This is a genomic window from Deltaproteobacteria bacterium (assembly GCA_011375175.1).
Classification (GTDB): Bacteria; Desulfobacterota; GWC2-55-46; order GWC2-55-46; family DRME01; genus DRME01.
Genome location: DRME01000073.1, coordinates 1 through 19,363 on the forward strand (window position 1 = coordinate 1; position 19,363 = coordinate 19,363).

The window sequence follows — 19,363 nt, forward strand, 5'->3', positions numbered from 1 at the left end:
AGGGTAATAAATCAGAACTTCCTTGAAGTATTTTATATATCGCAACAACCGGTGAAAGTCAATGGCTTTGCCGGGCCGGCGACCTTTGGTCGAGTTCCTGTATGCGGCGGGCGAGTCTGGAGAACTCCTCCAGCGTCAGCGTTTCTCCCCGGCGGGACGGGTCGATGTCGCTTGAGACGAGGGCCTCGACGATCTCGTCGCGGCGCAGGCCGGGCAGCACGAGGCAGTTGCGGAGCGTCTTGCGCCTGTGTGCGAAGGCGGCCCTCACCACCCGCCTGTAGAGGGTCTCGTCGGCGACCGGGACCCGCGGGGTCTGGAGAACGCGCAGGCGCAGCACCGTCGAGTCGACCCGGGGTCTCGGCCTGAAGGCTTCCGGCCCGACGTGGAAGAGAGGCTCCACGTCCATCCAGGTGGCGATGAGAACGGTCAGCGCCCCGTATTCCCTGGTCGACGGCTTCGCCGCGAGCCGGGCCGCCACTTCCTTTTGCACCATTAGGATGAAATCGACGAAGGCCCGGCGTTCATCGAGAAAGCGGGCGAGCAGGGGCCCCGTTATGTTGTAGGGCAGGTTGGAGACGACCCTGAACCTCACGCGGCGGCGCCTTGCGAGCTCGGCGTAGGGGAGATCGAGGGCGTCGGCGGCCATGACCTCCAGGTTCTTCGCATGGGGGCAGAGAAGGGGCAGTGCGGCGGCGAGTTCCGCGTCGGCCTCGACGGCGAGCACCTGCGCACCGGAAGCGGCGAGGGCGCAGGTGAGCGCTCCCCGGCCCGGCCCTATCTCGATGATGTGGTCGCCCTCGCGGGGGGCCGCGGCAGCCACTATGCGGGCCGCCGTCCGACGGTCCACGAGGAAGTGCTGGCCAAGCCGCTTCTTCGCTCTTGCAGGGCCTTTCAAGGCCTTCTTAACCATGGGGATCCCGCCCTGCGCCGCTTCGCGGCCCGCTCAGGCCAGCGGCTTGTCAAGCGTCCTGTACTGTATGGCCTCGGCGATGTGGGGCGGGGCTATCTCGTCCGCCCCATCGAGGTCGGCTATGGTTCTGGCCACCTTGAGCACCCTCGTGTAGGCCCTGGCCGAGAGGCCGAGCCTCTCCACGGCGCTCTCGAGCAGGCGCCTGCACCGGTCGTCGACCCTGCAGTGGCGCTCCGTCTCCCTTGAGCCCATCCGGCCGTTGGTCGCCTGGCGGCCGCCCCGGAAACGGCGCGCCTGGACCCTTCGGGCCGCCTCGACCCGTTCCCTCACCGCCGCCGAGCCCTCGCCCGCCCTCGACGCCGCGAGCTCGCGGAAGCGCACGCGCGGCACGTCGCAGTGGATGTCTATGCGGTCGAGCAGCGGCCCCGAGAGCCTCGCCCTGTAGCGGGCCACCTGGAGCGGCGTGCACCGGCACTCCCTGGCGGGGTCGCCGAGGAAGCCGCAGGGACAGGGGTTCATGGCGCCCACCAGTATGAACTCGGCCGGGTAGGTCACGGCCAGGGCGGCCCTGGCGATGGTGACGCGGCCGTCCTCCATGGGCTGGCGCAGCACCTCGAGGACATTCTTCCTGAACTCCGGCATCTCGTCGAGAAAGAGCACCCCCTTGTGGGCGAGGCTCACCTCGCCGGGCCTGGGCACCTGGCCGCCGCCTATGAGTCCGGCGTCGGAGATGGTGTGGTGGGGGGAGCGGAAGGGGCGCGCCGTCACGAGGGGCCGGTCCGCCGGGAGCGCGCCGGCCACGCTGTGGACCCTCGTCGCCTCCACGGCCTCGTCGAGCGTCATGGGCGGCAGTATGGAGGCGAAACGCCTGGCGAGCATGGTCTTGCCGGAGCCGGGAGGCCCTATCATGAGCACGTTGTGGCCTCCAGCGGCCGCCACCTCGAGGGCCCGCTTCACGTGCTCCTGGCCCTTCACGTCCGAGAAGTCCGGCCCTTCGCCGCGGCCCCCGCCGAACATGGCGGCGGCGTCGACGCGCACCGGCGCCGCCTCGGTCCTTCCCGCGAGCGTCTCCACCAGGTCGGCGAGGGAACTCACGCCGTAGACCTCCACTCCGTCCACAAGGGCCGCCTCGGCGGCGTTGTCGCCGGGCACGACGAGCTTCTTGCCGGCCTGCGCCGCTCCCATGGCCACGGACAGGGCGCCGCGCACCGCCCTCACCGACCCGTCGAGCGAGAGCTCCCCGACGAAGACATAGTCGTCGAGGTCGTCGCGCTCAACGATCTCCTGTGCCCTCACAAGTCCCACGGCCACGGCCAGATCAAAGCCCGTGCCCTCTTTCTTGATGTCGGCCGGCGCCAGGTTCACCGTCACGCGCCGCGCCGGGAAGCCGTAGCCCGAGTTCTTGAGCGCCGCCTTCACGCGCTCCTTGCTCTCCTTGACGGCGTTGTCGGGCAGGCCCACGATGGAAAACGAAGGCAGGCCGTTGGAGAGGTCCACCTCCACATCTACCATGTGGGCGTCAATGCCTATCACCGCGGCGCTGGAAACCCTGGCGAGCATCGAACGGCACCTCGACTGCTGGATTGTCGGGGGAGGGACCGCCGCGCCCCCATCCCCGGCGGCGGACGTCCATGAAGTCCCGCCGGAAAGGGCTCAAGGACCCGGCGGAGACGGCGGGATCGATGTTATCAGGATAAAAAGCGGCATACAAGCCAAAAAGTCCGCCGCTCTCCGGCAGGGCCGTTTGACAATCGGCCGGGCACTCCATATATTTATATTAGGGAAACTCTGATTTATTGCACTGAGGGAACCTTTTTTGTAAAAAGGTTCCCTCAGACTCCCTCCAAAAACTTTTAACGCCCTGCGGTTCATCCCGATTTTGCCAAGCAAAATCGGGATGAACCGCAGGGAATTAAAAGTCTTTGAAGGGGGTCTGGGGGAAACTTTCTACAGAAAGTTTCCCCCAGGGTAATTAAAATGAAAGGGGAGAAGAGCCATGAAGATCGACATCAGAAAACTCAATCCCTGGAACTGGTTCAAACACGAAAAGGAGGAGTCCCGAAGCGTGCCCGTGCGCCGCGGCGAGGCGCGAGGCGAGGGCTCCGAGCTTCCCGCCGTCTACTCGAGGGACCATATCTGGAACATCCACCGCGAGCTGGACCGTCTCTTCGACGACATGTTTTCGCGCTTCGACCTCGCCTTTCCGCGCCTCTTCGAGAGGGAGACGGCGCTCGAGCGCCTGCCGGGCGCGGTGCTGAGGCCCAGCGTCGACGTCAAGGAGAGCGCAAGGGAGTACACCATCACCGTCGAGGTGCCCGGCGTCTCGGAGGACGACGTGAAGGTCGAGCTCGCAGACGGCGTGCTCACCATAAGCGGCGAGAAGAAACACGAGGAAGAGAAGAAAGACGAGTACTACCACAGCGTGGAGCGCTCGTACGGCTACTTCCGCCGCGTCCTCTCGCTGCCCGACGACGCTGACGAGGAGGGCGTGGAGGCGAAGTACAAGAACGGCGTGCTCACCATCACGGTGCCGCGCAGGGAGTCCGCCGCCTCGAAGGAGAAGGTGAAGGTCATCGACGTCAAGAAGGCGGACTGAGGGCCGTTAGCGGGAGCCGGTGAGAGCTATGGGGACCAGCAGCCGTAACGGCGGCGGGAAGCCGCGACCCCACGCCGCCGCAAGGGCGGGGTAGGCGGCCGTGCCGGTCCCGGTCTTCGCCGCCCGCAGCCTTGCAAACCGGCTGCAGACCGTCCTTCTCGTCACGGTCCTGGTCGGCATAACGTCGCTGGCCGGCTCGCTGCTCTTCGGCACGGAGGGCATGTGGATCGCCCTCGGCGCGGCCCTCTTCTCCCTCGTCGTCGAGCCCGCGGCGGCGTCGAGACTCACGCTCGCCCTCTACCGCGCCCGTCCCATAACCCCGGCCCAGGCGCCCAGGCTCTACGAGGCGGTCGAGGAGCTTTCGCGCCGGGCCGCCCTTCCGGCCGCGCCACTCCTCTACTACGCGCCCACACCGGTGGTCAACGCCTTTGCCGTGGGCACGCGCCGGAATCCGGCCATAGCCCTGACCGACGGGTTGCTGCGCACATTGACCCTGCGCGAGACGGCGGCCGTCCTCTCGCACGAGACGGCCCACATCGCAAACGGTGATCTCCGCGTCATGAGCCTGGCCGACTACGTGAGCAGGCTGACCGGACTCTTCGCCCTGACGGGACAGCTCCTCCTGATCCTCGCCCTGCCGGCCGTCGCGCTCGGCGCGGTGAAGGTGAACCTCTGGGGACTGTTGGCGCTCGCCGTCTCTCCCCATCTCGCCGTGCTCGCCCAGCTCGGACTGTCGAGGGTGCGCGAATACGACGCGGACCTGCTGGCCGTCAGGCTCACCGGGGATCCCGAGGGGCTGGCCTCGGCGCTCGCCAAGATCGAGAGAGTCAACCGCTCGTGGCGGACGTGGCTTCTGCCGGGATGGGGCAACCCCTATCCCTCGTGGCTGCGGACCCATCCGCCCACGGAGGAGCGCATCCGCCGCCTGCTCGAAACGCAGCAGCAACAGCAGACACCGTGGCAGCACGACCCAATCGGCTTCACGGCCTTTTCACCGGTGCGGCCCAGGCCCCGCTGGCATCTCCACGGCCTGTGGCGATAACGAGGGAGGAGCTCCGCGGCGAAGGCCCCTGAGGGCCGCCTCCGCCCGCTTCCCCTTCGAAGACCTTCAATCCCGCCCCCCGGGGGAGAGAACCATGGAACAGAAGACTCAGTGGAATATCGGATACTGGATCATGGCCCTGCTGCTGCTGCTCATGCTCCAGGAGTGGTGGCATACCGTCAGCACCGTGGAGCCCGTGCCGTACAGCGAATTCGAGGAGGCCCTCGAGCAGGGGAAGGTCTCGGAGGTGATCGTTTCGGATCAGACCCTGACCGGGCTCCTCAAAGAGCCCGAGGCCGGTGGCAAGACCGTCATCGTCGCCACGAGGGTCGAGCCCGACCTCGCCGAGCGCCTCTCGCGCTACGACGTGCCCTACAGGCGGGTGGCCGAGAGCACCTGGCTGCGCGAGATACTCTCGTGGGTGCTGCCCGCCGTCGTCTTCTTCGCCGTCTGGTTCTTTCTCTTCCGCAGGTTCGCCGAGAAGCAGGGCATGGGCGGGTTCATGTCCATAGGCAAGAGCAGGGCCAAGGTCTACATGGAGAAGGACACGGGCGTGACCTTCTCCGATGTGGCCGGCGTGGACGAGGCCAAGGAGGAGCTCAAGGAGGTGGTCGACTTCCTCAGGGACCCCCGCCGCTACGGCAGGCTCGGCGCCCACATCCCCAAGGGGGTGCTCCTTGTCGGTCCCCCCGGAACGGGCAAGACACTGCTTGCCAAGGCCGTGGCCGGCGAGGCGGGCGTGCCCTTTTTCACCATCTCGGGCTCCGAGTTCGTCGAGATGTTCGTCGGAGTCGGCGCTGCGCGGGTGCGCGACCTCTTCGAGCAGGCCCGCGGCAGGGCACCGGCCATAATCTTCATCGACGAGCTCGACGCCCTCGGCAGGGCGCGCGGCGCCGGAGGCCCCGTGGGAGGCCACGACGAGCGCGAGCAGACGCTGAACCAGCTCCTCGTGGAGATGGACGGCTTCGACGCCTCCGTGGGACTCGTCATACTGGCGGCCACGAACAGGCCGGAGATACTGGACCCGGCGCTGCTGCGCGCCGGCCGCTTCGACCGCCAGGTGCTCGTCGACAGGCCCGACAAGAAGGGACGCCTGGAGATACTGAAGGTCCACAGCCGCAAGATAAAGCTCGACCCCGCAGTGGACCTCGAGCAGGTGGCCGCCCTGACGACGGGCTTTTCAGGGGCCGATCTCGCAAACCTCGTCAACGAGGCGGCCCTCATGGCCACGCGCCGCAAGGCCGACGCCGTGACCATCGAGGACTTCACCCGCGCCGTGGAGCGCATAATCGCGGGACTTGAAAAGAAGAACCGCGTGCTCAGCGAGCAGGAGCGGCGCACGGTGGCCTACCACGAGATGGGCCACACCCTCGTGGCGCTCGCCCTGCCGGGCACCGACCCGGTCCACAAGGTCTCCATCATCCCGCGCGGCATCGGGGCCCTGGGCTACACCATACAGCGTCCCACCGAAGACCGCTACCTCATGACGAGAAGGGAGCTCGAAAACAAGATCGCCGTGCTTCTCGGCGGGAGGGCGGCCGAGAAACTCGTCTTCGGCGAGCTCTCCACCGGCGCGGCCGACGACCTGGCAAAGGCCACCGACATCGCACGCGACATGGTGACCCGCTACGGCATGGACGAGGACCTCGGTTACATCGCCTACGAGCCGCACCACCCGCGCCTGCTCGAAGTGCCTGAAATGGCCGCGGGCGGCTGCCGCGTGGCCGAATCGACCCAGGCGCGCATCGACGACGCCATACGCACGGTCATAAAGGAGGTCTTCGAGCGGGCCTACGCCATCCTCGAACACAACCGCCCTGTCCTCGAACGGTGCGCACAGGAGCTCCTCAAGAGCGAAACGCTCGACGAGGCCGCCCTGAAGGCACTGACGGCCGGCCTCGAGAGACCGCCCGCTGCGCCGGACCCGGGGGATGGCGGCAGGTCCGCCCCATCCCCGGAAAACTCCCCCTCCACGCCGAAGAGACGAGATGAAAAAGAGAGAGAATAGGGAGAAGCGCCCGAACAACAGCAAGGAGATCGACGAGCGCCGGGTGATGACGCTCTACGAGCACTTCGAGCAGACCATCGCCATGGTCCTCTCCGGCGTGATAGCCGTCATCATAGTCATCTCGCTTGCGCGGCTCATCCACACCGTCTTCGTCGTATTCTTCGTCGAGACGTTCAACCCCCTCGACCACGGCGTCTTCCAGACCGTCTTCGGCATGATCATGACCCTTCTCATCGCCATGGAGTTCAAGCACTCCATCCTGAAAGTGGCGATGAGAAGAGACAGCATCATACAGGTCAAGACGGTGGTCCTCATAGCAATAATCGCCATGGGGCGCAAGCTGGTGATCCTCGACCCCGAGACGAGCCCCGCCAAGGTGGCCTCCATCGCCGGCGCCACCCTGGCGCTCGGCATCGTCCACCGGCTGCTGCGCGAGCGCGAAGACCGCCTCGCACAGGAAGAGGGGGAGAGCCGCGAGGGCTGACCCCACAGCGCCTTTCGCTCCAGTAGCCGCCCTGAAAGGGCCCCGCCGCCCCGCGGCCACAGGGCCGTGTTGATATTTTTTTTCATCACATGGTTACAAAGCCGGAAATTTCTGCTATCATAATTCTTGGCGCTCTGTCCATACGGTTCGCAACCAGGCAACAACTTACGCCCTGCCCCCGGCCGAAGCGGCCATGATGAGGTCCCCGACGGCCGCTTCCGCTCGGCGCCAAGGCTTCGTGGAAAGGCGGCCCCGACCATGGAAATCAAACCGGGAAGAAGCATTGCGCGGCGCTGGTTCTGGATACTGAGTATCTGCTGGACGCTCGTGGTGGGGCTCTCCATGGCGCTCAACTACCGGCAGGAGCGGCGACAGGCCGAGGAGACCGCCAAGATAGAAGTCCGGGCCTACTTCAAGAAAGACAACATCTACCGCGAGTGGAACGCGCTGGCCGGAGGGCTCTACGCGCCGGTGAGCGCCATGATCCGGCCCAACCCCTTCCTCGACTTCCTGCCGGACCGTGACATAACGCTGCCCTCGGGCAAGGAGCTCACCCTCGTCAATCCCGCCTACATGAGCCGCCAGATAAGCGAGCTCATGAAGGAAGAATACGGCATAAGGGGTCACCTCACGAGCCTCAAGCCGCTGCGTCCGGAAAACAGGCCCGACCGCTGGGAGGCCGAGGCCCTCCGCAGCTTCGAGGAGGGCGGCGTTGCCGAGGTGAGCGGCATCTCGGAGATAAACGGCGAACCCTACATGAGGCTCATGCAGCCCCTCTACGTGAAGGAGTCCTGTCTGAAGTGCCACGAACGGCAGGGTTACAGGCTGGGCGACATCAGGGGAGGCATGAGCGCCTCGGTGCCCATGGCCCCGCACCTCGCCATGGCCCGCACCCGCATCCTCACCCTCACGGCGGGCCACCTCTCGTTCTGGGTCCTCGGTCTGCTCGGCCTCGTCTACGGCACGCGCAAGCTCGGCAGGTTGCTCGATGGGAGGATACGGCACGAAGAGGAACTCAGCCTCAAGGCCCAGCTCCTCGACAGGGCCAACGACTCGATATACGTCCACGACATGAAGGGCCGCCTCGTCTACGTCAACGAGGCGGCCTGCAGGACGTGGGGCTACGACAGGACCGCGCTGCTCACCATGAACATAAGCGAGCTCGCCGTGGCGCGGAGCGCCGGACTGGTGAGGGCCTCCACCGCCGAGCTCAGGGGCGCGGGGGAGTGCAGCTTCGAGTCGACCCATCTGCACAGGGACGGGACCCGCAGAGAGATGGAGGTGAGCTCGCGCCTTATCGAGTCGGGCGGCGAGAGGCTCGTCATGAACGTGGCCCGCGACATAAGCGAACGCAAGGCCGTGGAGGAGGAGCTCAGGAAGCTCTCGCAGACGGTCGAGCAGAGTCCGAGTGTTGTGATGATAACCGACACGAGCGGCGTCATCGAATACGTCAACCCCCGGTTCTGCGAGCTCACCGGCTACTCCAGCGACGAGGCGGTGGGCTGCACCCCCAGCATACTGAGCTCCGGCGAACACGGCGCCGCCTTCTACGACGAGCTCTGGAGGACCATCAAGAGCGGACGCACCTGGCGCGGAGAGTTCCACAACAGGAAAAAGGACGGCAGCCTCTACTGGGAGCGCGCCGCCATCGCCCCCATAGTGGACGAAAGGGGGGAGATAACCCACTTCGTGGCCGTAAAGGAGGAGATATCCGACAAGAAACGGGTGGAAGAGGAGAAGCAGACCCTCCAGGCCCAGCTCCTGCAGGCCCAGAAGATGGAAGCCGTCGGCAGGCTCGCCGGCGGCATCGCCCACGACTTCAACAACGTGCTCACGGCCATCATGGGCTACGCCGAGCTCGTCCTCGACGGCGTGAGCGACGGGCAGATGCGAAAGGACATAGGCGAAATAATAAGCTCCACGAACCGGGCGGCCGCTCTGACGCGCCAGCTGCTCGCCTTCAGCCGCCGCCAGATCCTGGCCAAAAGGCTCCTGGACCTCAACGAGCTCGTCAGGGGCATGGGAAAGCTGCTCCACAGGCTCATCGGCGAGGACATAGAGCTCGTAATGGAGACCGAGGCCGACCTTCGAAGCGTACACGCCGACCCGGGACAGCTCGAACAGGTGCTCATGAACCTCGCCGTCAACGCGCGCGACGCCATGCCCGAGGGCGGAAGGCTCACCGTCAGGACGGCCAACGCCTCGTTCGACGAGGAGGCTGCAACACTGTTTCACAACGGACGGCGCGGAAACTTCGTCCTGCTGAGCGTGGAGGATACGGGCGAAGGCATCGACCGGGCGGCGATGGAGCACATCTTCGACCCCTTCTTCACGACCAAGGAGGCCGACAAGGGCACGGGCCTGGGCCTCTCGGTCGTCTACGGCATCATAAAGCAGCACAACGGCTGGATAGACTGCCGCAGCGAGCGGCACAAGGGCACGGTCTTCGACATCTACCTCCCGGCCTACGACGTCAAGCCCGAGGGGGTCTCGCCCCCAAGCGAAAGGGAAGCGGGCGAGCTCTGCGGCTCGGGCGAGCCGATCCTCGTGGTCGAGGACGAGGCCAATCTCCGCGAGTTCATGACGAGACTGCTCAGGGAAAAGGGCTTCCGCGTCCTGCCGGCCGGCAGCGCCGCCGAGGCCGGCAAGATCGTGAAAGCCGAGAGCGAGCCCATCAGGATCGTCATAAGCGACGTCATACTGCCCGACCAGACGGGGGTGAACCTCGCCGACAGCCTCACAAGGGAGCATCCCTGGCTCAATATACTACTCATGAGCGGCTACTCGGAGCGCCGCATCGACTGGGACGAGCTGCGGCGCAAGGGGTACCGCTTCCTGCAGAAACCCTTCTCTCCCTCCCAACTGCTCGCCGCCGTGGTCGAGATGACAAAGCGCTGATCCCTGCCCGGGCCCGGGGGCGCCGGGCGCCGCTGCGGCGATTCGGCGGGCAAGGGAGCATTTGCGCCGCACCGCAGCGGCCCCCAGATCGCCCACACCGACCGCAACCCCCGCGAATTTCAAGAACAATCACTCCTGCACAGAACCTGGCACGATATTTGCTTGTGTTGCATTTGCCGAAATCGGGTATATGCTTATATAATGACTCAGCGGAGGGGTGGGTCTTGAGGCAAAGCAGGGGCTTTAAGATGAACGCAGGGCAGTCCTTAACGTAATCTCTTAGCGAGGAGGTAGAGATGAAAAGAAAGCTGGTCTATTCGTTTATTGCGCTGCTTGTGGTGGGCTTCACGGCGGAGAAGAGCTTCGCCGAGCTCGGCGGACAGGTCTTTTACCGCTTCGGCTACGCCAAGCTCTCCGACAACAGGGGCGGCGAGGTCTTCACCGACACCCTCAACGGCGCATCGGCCGTGACCGGTGTTACGGCAAGCAACGACGACGACGCCGGGTGGGCCATAAGCGCCGGCCTCGACGTGCCGCTCACCAAGCTCGGCGGCGCCACGCTCCTCGGCGAGGTGATGGTCGAGTACGCCAGGTTCTCGGACAAAAAGGTAGTACAGACGACCAACGCCCTGCTCGTGCTCGACGGGGCGGCCACCCTCAAGACCGAGGAAGTGACCGTCTCCGAGCTCCAGGTGGCCGTGGCCCCCAAGATACGTTTCGAGGCGATGAACGGAAAGGTGCGGCCCTGGATAATCCCCGCGGGTCTCGCCTTCCTCGTAAACTCCCCGCCCTCCAACGACACCACCTACCTCTCCATCGGCTACCACGTGGGCGCCGGCGTGGAGTACAGGGTCGTCGACCTTCTGAGCGTGGGAGTGGACGGCCGCTATACCTTCGCCTCCAACGACGCCGACACCGAGACCTCTTACGGCACGGTATCCCTTTATGTAGGCATCAACTTCTAACACCGCACCGGCGGCCAAACCGTAACAGCCCCTCCCCGCGGGCCCGGGGAGGTCCTTCAACGACGCCCCCGGGCCCCACCCTCCGCACGCGGCGGCCCGCGCCACCGGCCGCCGCCCCCCTCCGGGGGGCATTTCCATGGAAACTCTGACTAATTACACTGAGGGAACCTTTTTGTAAAAAGGTTCCCTCAGACTCCCTCCAAAAACTTTTAACGCGAGTTGGTTTCCCCCGGGGTAATTAATCAGTATCCACGGAAGTCCTGATTTCCCGCGGCGGCACTATCTCGTCGAGGAAGGAGACTCCCCGGTCCGGCGGCGCAACGCCGAGGGCCGCCGCGGCCGTTGCGGCCACGTCGGCGAAGCTCTCCCGCGTGCCGAGGTCCACGCCGCGCCGCAAGGCGGGACCGTGGACGAGCAGGGGCACGTACTCGCGCGAGTGGTCCGTCGAGGGCGTGGTCGGGTCGCAGCCGTGGTCGGCCGTGACGACGAGCATGTCGTCGCCGCGCAGTCTCGACGTTATCTCCGCAAGCCCCGCGTCCACGGCCTCCAGCGCCGCTGCGTAACCCCTGGGGTCGTTGCGGTGGCCGTAGAGCGTGTCGAGGTCCACGAGGTTGGTGAAGACAAGCCCCCTCTCCACCGCCGCCATGACCTCCACGGTCCGCTCTATCCCCTCGGCGTCCGACTTCGTCGGATACTCGGCGCTCGTGCCCCTGTGGGCGAAGATGTCGCCTATCTTGCCGACGGCCATGACGTCAAGCCCCGCCTCCTTCACGGCGTCGAGGAGGGTGGGCCGCGGCGGGGCCATGGAAAAGTCCTTGCGAATGGGCAGCCGCGTAAAGGAGCCCGGACGACCGGTGAAGGGACGGGCTATGACGCGGGCGACGCCGTAATCGTCGGCGAGGGGGCGCACGCTCCGGCACAGCTCGTAGAGGCGCTCCGGCGCCATCACATCGACGTGAGCGGCCACCTGGAAGACGCTGTCGGCCGACGTGTAGACGATGGGCCTGCCTGTGGCCAGGTGCTCGCGGCCGAGCTCCTCTATTATCTCCGTGCCCGAGGCCGGCCTGTTGCCGAGCCAGCCCAGGCCGGTGATGCGCTCGAAACGCTCCATCATCTCCCCGGGAAACCCATGGGGGAAGGTCGGCGGCGGCCGGTCCGTGACGACGCCGGCTATCTCCCAGTGGCCCGTGGAGGTGTCCTTTCCCCTGGAGGCCTCGGCCATGCGGCCGTAGCAGCCCAGGGGCCGCCCGACCCTCCCGAGCGCATCCACCCCCTCTATGTTGCCGAGCCCCAGGGCCTCGAGGTTCGCAGCCCCGATCCCCCCGACGGCGCGGGCCGTGTTGTCGAACGTATGGCTCCCCTCGTCTCCGTAACACGACGCATCGGGCAGCGCGCCGATCCCAAGACCGTCAACGGTCACGATGATGACCCGCCCGAACCTCTCCATCTCACTCCGCCTCCCTGCCCGCGTAACTCAAACCGCCTGGGGGAAACTTTCTGAAGAAGGGCCACAGGCCCGCGTATCCCCCTTCCTCACCGTATGTTACTCGGATCTTCGGCTGTACCGGGGGTTCGGCCCGCGCCAGGCGGGATCTTTTACGCCTTTGCGGCCCGAACCCCCGGTACTGCCCCCCAAGGCGGCCGGCGCGGGCAGCCTGGGGGAAACTTTCTGAAGAAGGGCCATAGGCCCACGTTTCCCCCAGACCCCCTTCAAAGACTTTTAACTTGGGCTGAAGAGCCTCGCTTCCTTGGACGATCATGAGAACCAACGCGGCTCGAAGAGCAAACAAAAAGTTTTTGGAGGGAGTCTGAGGGAACCTTTTTTCAAAAAAGGTTCCCTCAGTGCAATAAATCAGAGTTTCCCCAAAAAGGCCCCTCAGGGGTGATCAACAATTCGATTGCCTCCGCAGGCGGTGATATAGTATCATAACATATCATGCCGAGACTCATAAGTGTATATATTTTCAAGGAAATAACGGCCTCTTTCGTCCTCTGCGTCGTGGTGCTCACCCTGACGGGGCTTCTGAGCAAGGTGCTCAAGATCATAGACCTCGCCGTAAACCACGGCATAGGGCTCAAGTTCATAGGGCTCTTCATAGTGTCGCTGCTCCCGACCTTCCTCATCTACGTGCTGCCCATATCGTTTCTCGTGGCCGTCATGACGGCCTTCACCAGGCTCTCGTCGGACAGCGAGATTACGGCCATGAAGGCGTCGGGGCTGAGTCTCGTCACGCTCACGAGACCGGTCTTCGCCTTCGCCGTCATCGTCTCGGCGATGACGCTGTTTTTCACGCTTTACGGCTTCCCCTGGGGCAACCACAACATAAAAAAACTCCTCTTCGAGGTGGCCCGCACCAAGACGAGCGCCGCCATAGAGGAGAAGACCTTCTATGACAGGTTCAAGGGCGTGGTCCTCTACGTGGACCGCATCGGCGCGGACGGCATGGAGGGCATATTCATCCTCGAGGAGAGGCTGGGGCGCGGAAAAAACCTCATCTTCGCCGAGAGCGGCGCCTTCGTGCCCTCGCCGGAGGACCTCTCGCTCTACATGACGCTGCGCAACGGCACCATCCACGGCCGGGACGAAGAGAGCGGCACCTACCACATGGTGGGCTTCGACACCTACACCGTGGAGCTCGAGGTGCCCGGCGGCGGCTCCATGTCGGGCCGCGCAAACCGCGAGCTCTACCTCACGGACTTCCTCGAACGCATCGACGAGGTGGCGGCGCGCGGCGAATCCACCGCCCCCTACGTCATCGACCTCCACAAGCGCTTCACGCTGCCCGTCTCCATATTCATCTTCACGTTCCTTGGCGTGCCGCTCGGCATCCAGAAGGTGAGAAGCGCAAGGCTCACGGGCTTTGCCGCCGCCTTCGTGCTCGTCTTCATCTACTACGTCCTCTCCACCTCGCTCGAGGCCCTCGGTGAGTACGAGCATATCCCGCCGCTTCTGGCCATATGGGGCTCGACCGTAATCCTCTTCCCGGCCGGGCTCTACGTCTTCTACAGGGCGGCCAAGGACTCGCCGCTCGGCGTCACGGACTTCCTGGAGTCGCTGGGCTCGACCCTGGCCGAGAGGCTCGCCCTTCGAGGCGGAGCCGGGGCAGGTGAGCCGTGAAGGTCCTCGACAGGTACATACTCTCCGAGTTCCTCAAGGTGCTGGCCATGACGGTGCTCTCAATCCTCTTCCTCTTCATGCTCATCGAGGTCATGGAAAAGCTCGACGACCTCATAGAGAAGGGCGTGCCGGCCCGGGAGAGCCTCGCCTTCTTCGTCTACAAGATACCCTTCGTGCTGGGCCAGATATCGCCGGTGGCCGTGCTGCTGGCCGTACTCATCTCGCTCGGCACGCTCAGCAGGCAGGGAGAGATAACGGCCGTGCGCGCCGGGGGGATCAGCATGGTGCGGGCCGTGGCACCGCTCTTTGTCTGCGGCGTGGCCATAACGGCCGCGGTCATCTACATAAACGAGTCCGTAACGCCCTTCGCCATGCGGAAGGTCAACCACATAGACCGCCTGTGGCTCAAGGGCGCAAAGGACGGCGTGCTCGGAAACCGGGGCCTGTGGGTCAGGACCCCGGCGGGCATATACAACGTCCTGGACTTCGACATCGAGAAGGGCACGATGCGGGGCGTAACGCTCTACGAGCTGAAAAGGCCCTTCGGCCTTGCGGGCCGCATCCACGCCAGGGAGGCGGGCTGGAAGGGAGAGAGCTGGGTGGCCGACGAGGCCGAGATCCAGCGTTTCGACGGAAACGAGGTCGTGGAGGAAAAGACGGTCAAGAAGTTCGTCCTGCCGGGACTCAAGGCGCCCGACGAGTTCACCAACCTGGAAACAAGCCACGAGAAGATGAGCTTTTCCGAGCTGCGCGACTTCATACTCGATCTCGAGGCCGAAGGCTACAACACATCGCGCTACAGGGTGGACCTCTACGGCAAGATAACCTTTCCCGTCGTAAACCTCATCATGGTCCTCGTGGGGGTGCCCTTCGCGCTCAAGACGGGCCGCTACGGCGGCATCGCCGTGGGCGTGGGGCTGAGCGTCCTCATCGGCTTCAGCTTCTGGATAATCTTCGCCGTATCGCGCACGCTGGGCCAGAGCGGCATACTGCCGCCCCTCGCGGCCGCCGCCTTCCCCGACGTCCTCTTCTTCGCCGTCGGCGCCCTCATGTTCGGCTACGTGAGACAGTAAGGCCGCGCTGCCTGTCCATTTGAAGGTGCTCCGGGGGGAGGGCCGGTCCGTGCCCCTTCTTCAGGAAGTCTTCCGCCCCCCTTTACGGCGACGATGACCATTGCAGCAAGGGAGAGGGCCGAGACGGCGAGCCCGACGATGAAGGTAGCGGGCAGGTAGTGGAACTCGACGGTGCTCCGTCCGGCCGGCACCACCACCCCCCTTACGGCGCCGTCCACCCTGAATATCTCGGTCTCGACGCCGTTTACGCGGGCGCGCCAGCCGGGATACCAGGTGTCGGTAAGGACGAGCAGTCCCTCGAGGGGAGTCGTCACTTCCACGACGACGCGACGCGGCTCGTAGCTGGTGATGCGCGCCGCCGGCGCCTCGATGAAGGCCGGGAAGACGACCCTGGACTCAAGGGGCGGGGCCTTTTCCAGGACCGCCCCTCTGCCGGGGTCGAAGCCGCCCGAAAAGGCCCGCTCCCTCGCTTCCCGTCCTCCGCCGGAGACGACCTCGTAGGCGTAGACGACGAAGGCGCGTTCAAGGGCTGCGGGGTTTTCGTAGACGCGCACCCGGCCGTCATGAACGAGCGGAAAGCGCCGGACGGGGCCGCCGCCCGGGAGCGAGGCGAGGCGGGCGTTGAGGTCGAGGCCTGCGGGGACGGCGAAATACCTCACGCCGAAGAAGGAATAGACGTCGAGGCCGTGGAGCCAGTCCAGCTCCACCGGCCTTTGCACGCCCCGGTAGGTGAAGCCGCCGCCGCTCGACGACCCGACGCAGCGGCCCGGCATGCCTACAAACCACAGCGATGTCACCGGCTCCTCGTTCTCCAGTGGCACACGGAGGAAGCGCTCCCTCAGGTCGTGGGTCGAACGGGGGACAAGGGCGTTTGCGTAGTGGAGGTCGTAGAGGCCGAGGGCGCTCGCCGTGTTCGGCATGAGCACACCGTAGGCGCCGACGACCCTCGATACTCCGGCCTCTTCCCTCAGAAACCCGACGTAGGGCGGCGCGGCGAAGGGGTCCCGTCTCTGCGGCATGCCTCCTGGCGAGGCGGCGTCGAAGGCGAGGAAGGCGGCGAGGAAGGCGAGCGTAGCCGCCGCCGCTGCCCCGTACCTCTCCCTGGCCACCATGACGACAACCAGCGCCGCGGCCAGCGCAAGCAGCCCCTTCAGCGCGAGCCAGTCGGCGTCGTAGCCCCGCGGCACCGACCACCAGGCCTCGGCGGCGAGCACCGCCGGGGCGGCCCAGAGCCCCCTGCCCCTGGTGACATAGCGGCTCACACAGGCATAGATCGCGAAGATCGCTGCGGCGGCGACGACCGTGGAGCCCACGACGGCGGGGACGACGTACCGCGCCGCGGCGGCGTCGAAGATGTCGCCGCCCACGGCCGCGAGCGCCGCCGCCGTCCGCAGGGGCCAGAGGGCGTAGAGCAGCGTAGCGACTACGAGGGCCGCCACGGCCGGACCGTACCGGAGTCCCCCCCTGCGCCGCCTGGCGGCGGCCGCCGCCTCAAGGCCGAGGGCGGCCGAGCAGGCCGCCGAAAAGACCCAGGCCGGACCGGCCCAGCGAAGGCTCCACGCCTGATCGAAGAGCGGCAGGGCCCCGAGGCTGCGCCAGGGCTCGACACCAAGGTTCTTGAGCATGATCGAGATGGTGAAGAGGAAGAAGAAGGCCGTAAGCCCCCTGTGGGGCGCGCGCCTGTCCATGACGGCCGCCGCCACGCCGGTCAGGGCGAGCATCGGCGCGGCGGCGCCGACGAAACCGCCGAGCAGGTCCCACACGCCGTTTACGGGGAGATACCTGTACAACCCGCCGCCGCTTTCGACAAAGCCGCAGGGAAGGGAGGCCGGAACCCTTACAGGCAGCTCCGTCGCCCCGGGAACGAAGACGGCCATGAGACTCATCCGGTTGACGAGCGCCTGGAGCCCCATGAGCCCCCCGGCGGGATGTATGTGGCGGCTCCAGACGACGAGCTCGAAGAAGGGGACGAGCAGCACCGCGGCGGCGGCGAGCCCCAGGGCGTAGGCGGCCGCAAAGTGAACGCACCGGCGCCATCCCCCGGCGCCGTGAAGCGAAAAGGCGCGCGCCAGGAAGTACAGGAAGGCGAGAAGGGTTGCGTAGAGCGTAACCTCCGGCTGACCGGCAAGGTGCATGAGGGCAAAGGCGAGGGCCGCGGCCGGGATGCCTGCGCGCCGGTACGTCCCGGCGGCGAGAGACTCGACGAAGAGCATGACGAGCGGCAGGACCATAGCCGCGTTGGTGAACTGCTCCAGGGCGGGGAACCAGACGAAGACACCAGAGAACATGTAGGCGACGCCGCCGGTGAAGGCGGACGCGGCGCAGAGCCCCAGGCGCGAAAGAAAGAGGAAGGTGAAGAAGCCGGCAAGGACCATGCGGCCCACGATGAACCGGTCCCACAGCGTCGGCGGGCTCAGGTCCTCGACGACCTGGTAGGGGAAGAAGACCCGCGTCGAGTACTGGGCGGCAAGCGGCGTGCCACCGCCCTGGTGGGGGTTCCACAACGGCAGGTCCGCCGAGCGGTAGATGCGCCCCGCGAGGCTGTTCACCGGCGACTCGTACCATGTGGGCGTGGCCGTATCGACATTGAAGGTCGGGGCCGGACGCCTCTCCTCCTCGCCGGCGGCATGGAGCGAAAGCGCGGGGGGCTGGTAGAGCGGGGCAACGAGCGTGGCGCCGCCGAGGACCACCGGTCCGTAGACGACGGATGCAAGGATTGCGTAGAGGACGAGGGCCTTCAGCGCCGCGCCCGCGGCGGAGCGCCGCTGCTGCCGTCGGTAAGTTCCTGCCGTGGCGGCCATGGGGACAACCCGTCAGGGCATCCAGAGGTACATGAACTTCACACCGAGATGAGCGGTCAGCGCGCGGGCGTCGATGTTGATGAGATTCACCGTCGTGGGCCCGGCGGCGGGGACGCCGGAATATATGTTGGCCCTGTAGGCGCCGGGCCGCGTGTATGTGACGAGCAGCGCCTGCTCAATGCCCGCCCGCTTCTTTGCAATCTCCACGGCCCGCTCGAGATATCCTATCTCGTCGATGAGGCCGTGTTCGAGGGCCTGGCCGGCCGTATAGATGCGGCCGTCGGCGAGCTTCCTTATCGTCTCCCTGTCGAGTTCCGGTCTGCCGCGGTCCACCACCTCTATGAAACGCTCGTAGAGGGAGTCGATTATGCCCTGGAGGACGCGGCGGTCCTCGTCGGTCATGGGCCTGAGCGGCGAGCCCAGGTCCTTCATGCCGCCCGACTTTATGGTCTCGTCGGTGATGCCCACCTTGCCGAGGAGGCCGGAGGCGTTGACCATGTAGGCGACGACGCCGATGCTGCCGGTGACGGTCGTGGGATGGGCCACCACGGCGTCGGCCGCAACGGCCACGTAGTAGCCGCCCGAGGCGGCCACGTCCATAAGCTGCGCAACGACCGGCACCTTGCGCTCCCGCTTGAAGCGCCGGATCTCGTGGTTTATTATGTCGCAGGTCGTGACCACGCCGCCGGGACTGTTGATCCTCAGCACCACGGCCTTCACGTCGGCGTCGGCCGCGGCCTTGTCGAGCTCCTCGCGGATGCGCGCCGTGAGCGGCGGCTTCTCCTTGAGGCCGAGGACGTCGAGGGCCTCGCGCTCGTCGCTTATGGCGCCGCTTATGTCGATTATCAGCACCTTGTGGCGGCCGCCGCCTCCAACGACCTGCTCGGTCAGCGGCTCTACCGTCGGCACCGGTATGGTCACGCAGCCGCCCGCAAGGATGAGCGCAGCGAGCACCGCCGCAAAGAGAGAACGCCGTTTCAATCCTTTCATGGCGAACCGCCCTCCCCCTCAGGTGAGCCTTCCAAGCTTTGTGAGCAGATCGCCCACGGCAAGACGCACGACCGCGCTGACCGACCACTTCTGCCCCAACTCCTCGGTGTAGCTTCGGGCCACCTCGCGCAATGCCTCGAGCTGGTCCTCCTCGAGGTAGAGGGTGCACCTCACAAGCTCTTCGTGGTCATGCTCCACGCCGCTCTTTCTTCCTTTTCCCTGCTTCATGAAAGCCCCCTCTCTTGCTCCGGCGGCTCCGGTCAATAATACTGCGGGCACCTCTATCGAGCGGTCCCTCGGCCCCAAGTAAAAAGGCAAGTCTGGTTTATTGCACTGAGGGAACCTTTTTGTAAAAAGGTTCCCTCAGACTCCCTCCAAAAACTTTTAACGCCCTGCGGATCATCCCGATTTTGCCTGCAAAATCGGGATGATCCGCAGGGAATTAAAAGTCTTTGAAGGGGGTCTGGGGGAAACGTGG

At 65.6% G+C, this 19,363-nt stretch carries 14 protein-coding genes; 8 read left to right on the plus strand and 6 right to left on the minus strand.

Annotation, left to right across the window (positions count from 1 at the left end):
• Positions 1-58: 58 nt before the first annotated feature.
• On the minus strand, positions 59-910 hold the full coding sequence (gene rsmA, locus ENJ37_06345; protein ID HHL40107.1) for a ribosomal RNA small subunit methyltransferase A: 852 nt from the start codon (positions 908-910) through the stop codon (positions 59-61).
• A 33-nt stretch (positions 911-943) separates the two neighbouring features.
• Positions 944-2,470: an ATP-binding protein gene (locus ENJ37_06350; GenBank protein ID HHL40108.1), complete on the minus strand. Its 1,527-nt coding sequence runs from the start codon at positions 2,468-2,470 to the stop codon at positions 944-946.
• Positions 2,471-2,912: 442 nt separating this feature from the next.
• On the opposite strand from ENJ37_06350, the gene ENJ37_06355 reads away from it, so the two are divergent.
• The 6 genes from ENJ37_06355 (at position 2,913) to ENJ37_06380 (ending at position 10,903) form a co-directional block, all read left to right on the plus strand.
• Positions 2,913-3,506 (plus strand): Hsp20/alpha crystallin family protein, encoded by a 594-nt coding sequence (locus ENJ37_06355; GenBank protein HHL40109.1) that lies wholly within the window; start codon positions 2,913-2,915, stop codon positions 3,504-3,506.
• Positions 3,507-3,726: 220 nt separating this feature from the next.
• On the plus strand, positions 3,727-4,548 hold the full coding sequence (locus ENJ37_06360; GenBank protein ID HHL40110.1) for a Zn-dependent protease: 822 nt from the start codon (positions 3,727-3,729) through the stop codon (positions 4,546-4,548).
• A gap of 94 nt (positions 4,549-4,642) precedes the next feature.
• On the plus strand, positions 4,643-6,556 hold the full coding sequence (locus ENJ37_06365; protein HHL40111.1) for an ATP-dependent metallopeptidase FtsH/Yme1/Tma family protein: 1,914 nt from the start codon (positions 4,643-4,645) through the stop codon (positions 6,554-6,556).
• Between the two features lie 46 nt (positions 6,557-6,602).
• Positions 6,603-7,040 carry a phosphate-starvation-inducible E family protein gene (locus ENJ37_06370; protein ID HHL40112.1) on the plus strand — a complete coding sequence of 146 codons (438 nt, stop codon included), beginning with the start codon at positions 6,603-6,605 and terminating at the stop codon, positions 7,038-7,040.
• 258 nt (positions 7,041-7,298) lie between these two features.
• Positions 7,299-9,938 carry a PAS domain S-box protein gene (locus ENJ37_06375; protein ID HHL40113.1) on the plus strand — a complete coding sequence of 880 codons (2,640 nt, stop codon included), beginning with the start codon at positions 7,299-7,301 and terminating at the stop codon, positions 9,936-9,938.
• A 296-nt stretch (positions 9,939-10,234) separates the two neighbouring features.
• On the plus strand, positions 10,235-10,903 hold the full coding sequence (locus ENJ37_06380) for a hypothetical protein (protein HHL40114.1): 669 nt from the start codon (positions 10,235-10,237) through the stop codon (positions 10,901-10,903).
• 238 nt (positions 10,904-11,141) lie between these two features.
• On the opposite strand, the gene ENJ37_06385 is transcribed toward ENJ37_06380, so the two are convergent.
• The gene (locus tag ENJ37_06385; protein HHL40115.1) at positions 11,142-12,326 is read right to left on the minus strand and encodes a phosphopentomutase; all 1,185 of its coding nucleotides are present in this window, start codon (positions 12,324-12,326) and stop codon (positions 11,142-11,144) included.
• A 513-nt stretch (positions 12,327-12,839) separates the two neighbouring features.
• Between ENJ37_06385 and lptF the strand changes: the two genes are divergently transcribed.
• Both lptF and lptG read left to right on the plus strand, forming a co-directional pair.
• Positions 12,840-14,021 carry an LPS export ABC transporter permease LptF gene (gene lptF / locus ENJ37_06390; GenBank protein HHL40116.1) on the plus strand — a complete coding sequence of 394 codons (1,182 nt, stop codon included), beginning with the start codon at positions 12,840-12,842 and terminating at the stop codon, positions 14,019-14,021.
• The gene (gene lptG / locus ENJ37_06395) at positions 14,018-15,094 is read left to right on the plus strand and encodes an LPS export ABC transporter permease LptG (GenBank protein ID HHL40117.1); all 1,077 of its coding nucleotides are present in this window, start codon (positions 14,018-14,020) and stop codon (positions 15,092-15,094) included. Before lptF ends, lptG begins: the two co-directional genes overlap by 4 nt.
• Here lptG and ENJ37_06400 read toward each other — a convergent pair.
• Genes ENJ37_06400 through ENJ37_06410 form a run of 3 tightly spaced genes read right to left on the minus strand, consistent with a single transcriptional unit; the run spans position 15,079 to position 19,113 of the window.
• The gene (locus ENJ37_06400) at positions 15,079-17,895 is read right to left on the minus strand and encodes a hypothetical protein (GenBank protein HHL40118.1); all 2,817 of its coding nucleotides are present in this window, start codon (positions 17,893-17,895) and stop codon (positions 15,079-15,081) included. The genes lptG and ENJ37_06400 overlap by 16 nt on opposite strands.
• A gap of 12 nt (positions 17,896-17,907) precedes the next feature.
• Complete coding sequence (gene sppA / locus ENJ37_06405) at positions 17,908-18,885, minus strand: signal peptide peptidase SppA (protein ID HHL40119.1); 978 nt, start codon at positions 18,883-18,885, stop codon at positions 17,908-17,910.
• 18 nt (positions 18,886-18,903) lie between these two features.
• On the minus strand, positions 18,904-19,113 hold the full coding sequence (locus ENJ37_06410; protein HHL40120.1) for a hypothetical protein: 210 nt from the start codon (positions 19,111-19,113) through the stop codon (positions 18,904-18,906).
• Between the last annotated feature and the right edge of the window lie 250 nt (positions 19,114-19,363).

Excerpts from the sequence above, each read along its gene's own strand:
- rsmA (HHL40107.1), bottom strand. The coding sequence starts at position 910 with ATGGTTAAGAAGGCCTTGAAAGGCCCTGCAAGAGCGAAGAAGCGGCTT.
- ENJ37_06350 (HHL40108.1), bottom strand. The coding sequence starts at position 2,470 with ATGCTCGCCAGGGTTTCCAGCGCCGCGGTGATAGGCATTGACGCCCAC.
- ENJ37_06360 (HHL40110.1), top strand. The coding sequence starts at position 3,727 with ATGTGGATCGCCCTCGGCGCGGCCCTCTTCTCCCTCGTCGTCGAGCCC.
- ENJ37_06365 (HHL40111.1), top strand. The coding sequence starts at position 4,643 with ATGGAACAGAAGACTCAGTGGAATATCGGATACTGGATCATGGCCCTG.
- ENJ37_06370 (HHL40112.1), top strand. The coding sequence starts at position 6,603 with ATGACGCTCTACGAGCACTTCGAGCAGACCATCGCCATGGTCCTCTCC.
- ENJ37_06375 (HHL40113.1), top strand. The coding sequence starts at position 7,299 with ATGGAAATCAAACCGGGAAGAAGCATTGCGCGGCGCTGGTTCTGGATA.
- ENJ37_06380 (HHL40114.1), top strand. The coding sequence starts at position 10,235 with ATGAAAAGAAAGCTGGTCTATTCGTTTATTGCGCTGCTTGTGGTGGGC.
- lptF (HHL40116.1), top strand. The coding sequence starts at position 12,840 with ATGCCGAGACTCATAAGTGTATATATTTTCAAGGAAATAACGGCCTCT.
- ENJ37_06400 (HHL40118.1), bottom strand. The coding sequence starts at position 17,895 with ATGGCCGCCACGGCAGGAACTTACCGACGGCAGCAGCGGCGCTCCGCC.
- sppA (HHL40119.1), bottom strand. The coding sequence starts at position 18,885 with ATGAAAGGATTGAAACGGCGTTCTCTCTTTGCGGCGGTGCTCGCTGCG.
- ENJ37_06410 (HHL40120.1), bottom strand. The coding sequence starts at position 19,113 with ATGAAGCAGGGAAAAGGAAGAAAGAGCGGCGTGGAGCATGACCACGAA.